Here is a 6,463-nt window from a genome sequence, read left to right as displayed (position 1 = left end):
AAGTATAAGAAGTATAAGAAGTATAAGAAGTATAAGAAGTATAAGAAGTATAAGAAGTATAAGAAGTATAAGAAGTATAAGAAGTATAAGAAGTATAAGAAGTATAAGAAGTATAAGAAGTATAAGAAGTTTAGGTGAATACTTAAAAGGAGGAGAGCTGCTTGCCGTTCTGCCAGATTATAGTTAAAGCCTAAACTTCTATAACTGACAGGGCATGAGTTCGAATATTACTGAGCGGTTAAGCTGCTATTCTTGACCGACTCGGAGTGTATCCAAATCGTTTTCGATAAGTTTGAGTGAAGTAGGATTGACTTGAAAAGCCTGCTTCCATTGAAATTTCAACAATGCTCATTGTCGTGTTAATTAATAACTGGTGTGCATACATAATACGTTTTTCACTTATCCATGAACGTGGTGATGTTGCATAAACGGTATTGAACAGTTCTTTAAACGTTGTTAACCCCATCCCAAAAGTACGCGCAAACTCACTTAGTCTCCACTCTTTAAGATAATTGTTTTCCATAAATAATTGTAAGCGCTCTACTTGACGACTACTCAGCTGTCTAAAATTAGATAACAGTAATGCACCTTGTTCACTGTAGCTTAGCAATAATAATAATTCACTCACTCGAAGTGAGAAGATGACGTCAGGGTATTCATTATTGATAAATGCATTTAAGCTTATTTTGATATCGTTAATGAGAGGTGATGTACTAAATTTAATAATATCGCATGATGAGCCTTCATTACGGTCTATTTCGCTTAACTCAGCACCATGGTTGGAGATAAAGTTACGCAAAAATTTATCATCTAAGGGAACCCAAAGTAATTTGCAGCTGGTTGTGTCAATGAGCTCTAATGAGTATGCGCCTTGTTTGTGATATAAAATATCGCCTTCATTTAAACGTTGTGAATTAGCAGGCGTTTCTAGTAACACAGAGCCCTGTTCTACGAGTAAAAGCCCTTTGGTTTCTAAATCGATAATGTGATGAGCTGCGTTACTATTAATGTTTATTTGTTTAATCACGTATTGGCTTGGTGAATTTACTACTTGCATGACGATACCTTTATTAATTGTATAAAATATAACTTCAAAATAAAATGTTTAGCAATTTCCATCTGGTGATATAAAGCATGGATGTTATTAGTATGTTTGAAATTATATAAATCGATTAATTATGTGTCACATTGTAATTCTAAATATAAATAAATGTTTCCAAATATACTTTTTTCGATTTTTTTCTGCCAATAGATCGGTATTTTCTGATTTAAAATAACCAATTTTCTTGATTGTACTGATAATTTGTATTTGTTTGGGTTGTTATTCTTATATAATAAATTTAGTCGGACATTAATATGTTATCGTTTTTTACGCATGAATCGTGTTTTTTTTCGACTTTTTGCTCACCAGTCATTTTTTGTATAGTAATGTGAATTTTAGCTATGTTAATGGTGATACTAAAATTCGTTAAAACTATCATTTATTAATTATATTAATGTAACTAATAATTATTAACTTGAGTTATTTGTTTTAATAATCGAAGCGATTAATTAAATTAATCAAAGGTGGGTGAAATTGCAGTTTGAATGTGATTTGTATCTCATTTCTAAATTGATAGGTTTGTGTGATAGCTCTGATAGGTATTTCAAATATATATTTTGATAAATAGTTCTCATCAGTTATTAATTTTCTCTTGTCGTTATTCAATCTACCCGTGTTTTATTATTTCTCCTTATCTTGTATTTTTCCTCTAGTCCCTAGACTCTAGTAGAGAGTTAAGCTAGGGCAATGGTTTTACCTATTGTGATTCTTGCTTTTGTTCCGCACGCTTATTGACTTTGGCGGGTAAATCAGGGACAGGTTTACGATCATCAAGTAAATGGCGTATAGCGAGTATCGGGTGATGGATTAGCATTTTAGGTCCAGCCCAGCGCATAACTAGTTTCATTTGTTCTCGCATTTTAGGTTGGTAGCAGTGGATTGGACATTGTTTACAGGCAGGTTTCTCTTCTCCATATCGGCATTTTTCTAGCCTATTAACGGCATAGGAAAATAATTTTTGATAAAAATCAGGAGATTCTAGTGGTGCAGGATAGGCTTTCTCATAGATTTTTATCATTTTCTCAATCGTTTTAATTTCACGATGAATGCGTTTGCCAACCATAGAAAGTCCTTAGAGAATTAAAACATATATTTAATATACAATTTTAAGAAGTGAATAGTTAGCTAATGATGATTTATTCGTGTTTTTATTGATGGGGCTCAATAAAATGGTGAATTTTTCGACGCAATAAAAAGAGGGTAATTTTTTACCCTCTTTTATTAGAGTGAAAAACCACTTAGCTAAGACTAAATGAATCAATATAATATCGTCATTTTTAGGATGTTAGCTAAGCTTGTGATTTTCGTTATGTGAGAAAAACACCTGATACCGTTATCGTGATAAGCTATTGACTCGAGAGCATTATCTTTCGCATTTCATCTTTAAGATGTAATTTTTCTTTTTTTAGCTTAGCGACATGCTCATTGTAACCAGCTCCAGAAGGGCCTTCTAATTTACTGATTTCTTTGTCGAGTTGATGGTGTTTTTCATAAAGAGTCTGAAAACGGGGATGTGTAGAGATTAATTTTGAAACTAAATCTTGATCTGCTGATAACATACTACCTCCTCAGAATGTATTAAGCCTCAGATTCAGTATAAACAGTGCGTACATTTTGTACATCCAAATAGCTTGTAATTTACATAATTTTTATTAGTTTTATGATCCTTCTACTAGAATTAAGTCGTATTACATTGCTTTACCTGAGTTATCTCTATTTTTGTAATTAAGAATCATCTATAGTGATAATGACGATGTAAATGACTTAATATGTATAAAAGTCTGGTTTTAAAAATTAGTTTTATGTTCTTAAATAGGAATAAATAATGAAAAAAGCGATTTTATCTGTCATGGCAGCGGCACTAATTTCATCTTGTGCAGTAGCAACGGAAGATTTGGAAAAGATCGCGCCATATCCAAAAGCTGAATCGGGTATGACTCGTCATGTAATTGAATTAACCAAGCAACAAAATGAAAATGACTTTATGGTTGAGCTAGTTATTGGAAAAACGATCAAAGCAGATTGTAACCGCCAATGGTTTATGGGTGACCTAGACAAAAAGACATTAGAAGGTTGGGGTTATGATTATTATAAACTCGACGAAGTAAAAGGCCCTGCGTCTACCATGATGGGGTGTTCTGAGCCGGCAAAAGACCGTTTTGTGACAACTCAGTTAGGTGATGATGCATTTGTGCGTTATAACAGCAAGCTACCAATTGTGGTTTACGCTCCGAAAGATATGCAAGTGAAATATCGTATCTGGTCTACAGACGATAAATTAATTGATTCAGTTAATAAATAAATATTCAGGAAAATGCCGCATCTAGCGGCATTTTTTATAGAAACTAATTTAGCGAATAACAAATACGGATGTTTTCGCATGGCGCACAATAGCGGATGCTGTGGAGCCTAATAGGTAGGTTGAAGTGCTTGGGTGATGAGAGCCCACAACTATCAGGTCTGCACCAATTTCTTGCGCATAATCCAAAATTTCGTCTTTGGCGGAACCAATACCCACTTTGCAGTTAATGCGTTCATCAGCAACTTTGATGTCTTTAATGACCTCTTCTAATGCACGCATTGCGAGCACTGAGCGTTCTGCTGAATCTTTGTTGCTTTCTGGTAAGGCAGCAATTTCAATACCAAAAAATAATTCAAGACTTGGAATAACGGATAGAAAATGAATTTCGGCTGAGCTTAGTTGCGCTAGTGCCTCAACGTGTTTGATGATCTCTTGGTTCAACTCATCTTCTAACAAATCAATAGGAACTAGGATTTTTTTATACATAGCGACCTCATTTTCGTGTTATTTGAAATTAATTACAAAGGCTTATCTTCAATATATCATAAGTTAAATGGAAAGTAATAAATGCTATAACGTGCGCATTTATCACTTGGAGTTAAGGTGAATATAATTAATTATCTGAAAACAAAGAACAATTATTATCAAGCCACCTTTTGTTTACAATTATTAGTGAGACTTTTAACAGAAACTATGCGATTATTGAGTTTGGCTGTCATTAACCAATTGATTTAAAAGGTTTATTTGAATGATAATTATTTTGTTTTTCATTAAAGAATACATCATATGAATATGAATAATGCCTCGACCAAGAAAAAAAGTGAGTTCGAGTTACAGCAAATAAAATTTAATGCAGCGAAAAAAAGTACACTCATCAGTGTCGTTGTTAATACACTCTTATCCATTTGGCAGATAATTATTGGTGTTATTTCGCATTCTTCTGGATTGATTGCTGATGGTATCCATACCTTGTCTGATTTAATTGCAGATTTTGTTGTATTAATCGCGAATAAAAAAAGTCATAAAAAACCTGATGAAGATCACCCCTATGGCCATTTTCGTTATGAAAATGGTGCCTCATTAATATTAGGAATAATTTTATTAATTGTTGGTGTGGGGATGGTTTGGTCTGCTATTGAAAAGCTACTGAACCCTGACTTAATTCCAGAGGTACATACTATTGCTTTGGTCGCTGCGCTGATCGCTTTAGTGGCAAAAGAAGGTTTATTTAGATATATGCTGCATGTTGCGAACAAAGTGAATTCGAGTATGTTAGTTGCAAATGCTTGGCATGCGCGCTCTGATGCCGCTTCTTCATTAGTTGTTGCCATTGGTATTATTGGGAGTTTATGCGGTTTACGTATTTTTGACCCTATTGCAGCCCTTATTGTGGGGACTTTTGTTTTTCGCATGGGGTTCAAATTTACGAATCAATCGATGCAAGACTTAATGGATAAAGGTGCGAATGAGGAAACCTTGCAGGAAATTCGTTCTATTTTAGATAATATCGGTGAGTTATCGGGATATCACGATTTAAAAACGCGTAAGTCCGGTGATTTTTTGTTAGTAGACGTGCATCTAGAGTTGGATGGAAATATGAGTATTACTGTTGGTCATGAGATTGCGGTGAATGTACGTAAAAAGTTGATGGAAAACCCATTAATTTTAGATGTTATGACTCACCTTGACCCGTATGACAAAGACGTTAAGCATTAATTATACGCTTATTGTATTTTTCGATTAGCACCGAGCTTAAACGTGGCTCGGTTTTTTATTGCAAGTTATTATGCAAAATCGACTCATTAATTATTGCACCCAGTTGATAACAAGGCGAAAATTAATTACTGTTTCAAGATGGCACAATGTAGTATTTGTTCAAAGCATAGGACAAATGTAGCAAACTCAACAAATTGCTCTCTAGTGATTATTGAATGATTGAGGAAAAAATGCGGTTAACTCAAGAACAATGTCAGACATTTCGTGCTCCAAAGGTAATTGCCCTTACGAATCAAAATGGTATGAAGGTTATTCTCAGTAGCTTAGGAGCTAGTTGGCTTAGCTGTATACTTCCATTAACAACAGGAAAGCGAGATGTTGTTTTGGGTTCACCCAATATGGCGAAACAGATGGAGCAAGGGGTATACCTTGGTTCGATAGTCGAGCGAGTAGCTAATCGTATAAATAACTCTCAATTTACGCTAAATAAGCAACATTATCAGGTAAAAGGTAACCAAAGCGTACATTGCCTTTATGGTGAAAAACATAATTTTAGCCACCGTATATGGGGTATTTTTCAACCAACTCCACAGAAAGCTATTTTTTCTTTGGCGTCCCCTGCTGGCGAACAAGGTTTTCCGAGCCCGCTAGACGTTGAAGTGAGTTATGAACTTACAGAAGATAATCAAATCGTTATCCATCATAACTACCAAGCTACCGAGGCTTGCCCTGTTAACCTTGCGAATCACATCTATTTTAACTTAGCAGGGGAGGATTCGGTCAGAACGGCTTTAGAGCATGATTTATATATTGATGCAGACCAATATTTGCCAACAGATATAGACGGTATTCCAACGGGGGAATGGCATAATGTTGCAGAAACAAATTTTGATTTTCGCCAAAGTAAGCGAATTGGCCGAGATTTTTTACAAGATGATGTACAGCGCCATGTTGGGGGTTATGACCATGCGTTTATATTGAACAACGCATTAACTGATGGTGAGCAGACAGTCGCAACCCTCAGCGCACCAAGTGGTGATGTGTGCCTCAATATCGCCACCACGCAGCCTGCATTACATGTGTACAGCGGAAATAATCTGTTTGCAACGCCGGGGAAAACTCGAACGTATGTCCCTTATTCAGGGGTAGTGATGGCAACTCAACTTCCAATAGACGCCATTAATCATCCGGAGTGGGGTACGCGATACAGCTCGATTGCGCTTCCTCAGCAAGTGTATCGAAGCCAAACTCGTTACCAATTTATTTTCTAATCTAGCTGGTGAATATTCAGCGCCTCTATATCAAGGCGCTGAATTGAATCACTGGTTAATAATTGTTTTAGA

8 protein-coding genes are annotated in these 6,463 nt (G+C 35.4%); 4 read left to right on the top strand and 4 right to left on the bottom strand.

Features of this window, described 5'->3' with window-relative positions; all coding sequences use genetic code 11:
• The coding region (locus tag PSE60_RS15875; protein WP_272666001.1) for a hypothetical protein at positions 1 to 187 on the top strand (187 nt) is incomplete at its 5' end.
• Between the two features lie 51 nt (positions 188 to 238).
• Here the strand turns inward: PSE60_RS15875 and PSE60_RS15870 are convergent.
• The 3 genes from PSE60_RS15870 to PSE60_RS15860 form a co-directional block, all read right to left on the bottom strand.
• The gene (locus tag PSE60_RS15870; protein WP_272666000.1) at positions 239 to 1,057 is read right to left on the bottom strand and encodes a helix-turn-helix transcriptional regulator; all 819 of its coding nucleotides are present in this window, start codon (positions 1,055 to 1,057) and stop codon (positions 239 to 241) included.
• Positions 1,058 to 1,799: 742 nt separating this feature from the next.
• Positions 1,800 to 2,165: a nitrous oxide-stimulated promoter family protein gene (locus tag PSE60_RS15865; RefSeq protein WP_210838607.1), complete on the bottom strand. Its 366-nt coding sequence runs from the start codon at positions 2,163 to 2,165 to the stop codon at positions 1,800 to 1,802.
• A 283-nt stretch (positions 2,166 to 2,448) separates the two neighbouring features.
• Positions 2,449 to 2,661, bottom strand: a complete 213-nt coding sequence (locus PSE60_RS15860) for a DUF465 domain-containing protein (protein WP_210838605.1) — start codon at positions 2,659 to 2,661, stop codon at positions 2,449 to 2,451.
• Between the two features lie 266 nt (positions 2,662 to 2,927).
• On the opposite strand from PSE60_RS15860, the gene eco reads away from it, so the two are divergent.
• Positions 2,928 to 3,404, top strand: a complete 477-nt coding sequence (eco, locus tag PSE60_RS15855) for a serine protease inhibitor ecotin (RefSeq protein WP_004913002.1) — start codon at positions 2,928 to 2,930, stop codon at positions 3,402 to 3,404.
• Positions 3,405 to 3,452: 48 nt separating this feature from the next.
• On the opposite strand, the gene PSE60_RS15850 is transcribed toward eco, so the two are convergent.
• The gene (locus PSE60_RS15850) at positions 3,453 to 3,890 is read right to left on the bottom strand and encodes a universal stress protein (RefSeq protein WP_004912997.1); all 438 of its coding nucleotides are present in this window, start codon (positions 3,888 to 3,890) and stop codon (positions 3,453 to 3,455) included.
• A gap of 300 nt (positions 3,891 to 4,190) precedes the next feature.
• On the opposite strand from PSE60_RS15850, the gene PSE60_RS15845 reads away from it, so the two are divergent.
• Entirely contained in the window at positions 4,191 to 5,120 is a 930-nt protein-coding gene (locus PSE60_RS15845) for a cation diffusion facilitator family transporter (protein ID WP_210838603.1), read from the top strand.
• Positions 5,121 to 5,350: 230 nt separating this feature from the next.
• Positions 5,351 to 6,391: a galactose-1-epimerase gene (locus PSE60_RS15840; RefSeq protein ID WP_210838615.1), complete on the top strand. Its 1,041-nt coding sequence runs from the start codon at positions 5,351 to 5,353 to the stop codon at positions 6,389 to 6,391.
• Positions 6,392 to 6,463 lie beyond the last annotated feature (72 nt).

It is taken from the genome of Providencia sp. PROV174 (genome assembly GCF_028480685.1).
Classification (GTDB): domain Bacteria; phylum Pseudomonadota; class Gammaproteobacteria; order Enterobacterales; family Enterobacteriaceae; genus Providencia; species Providencia rettgeri.
Note: the sequence above shows the minus strand (reverse complement) of the source record. Positions and strands in the feature narration are given on the sequence as shown.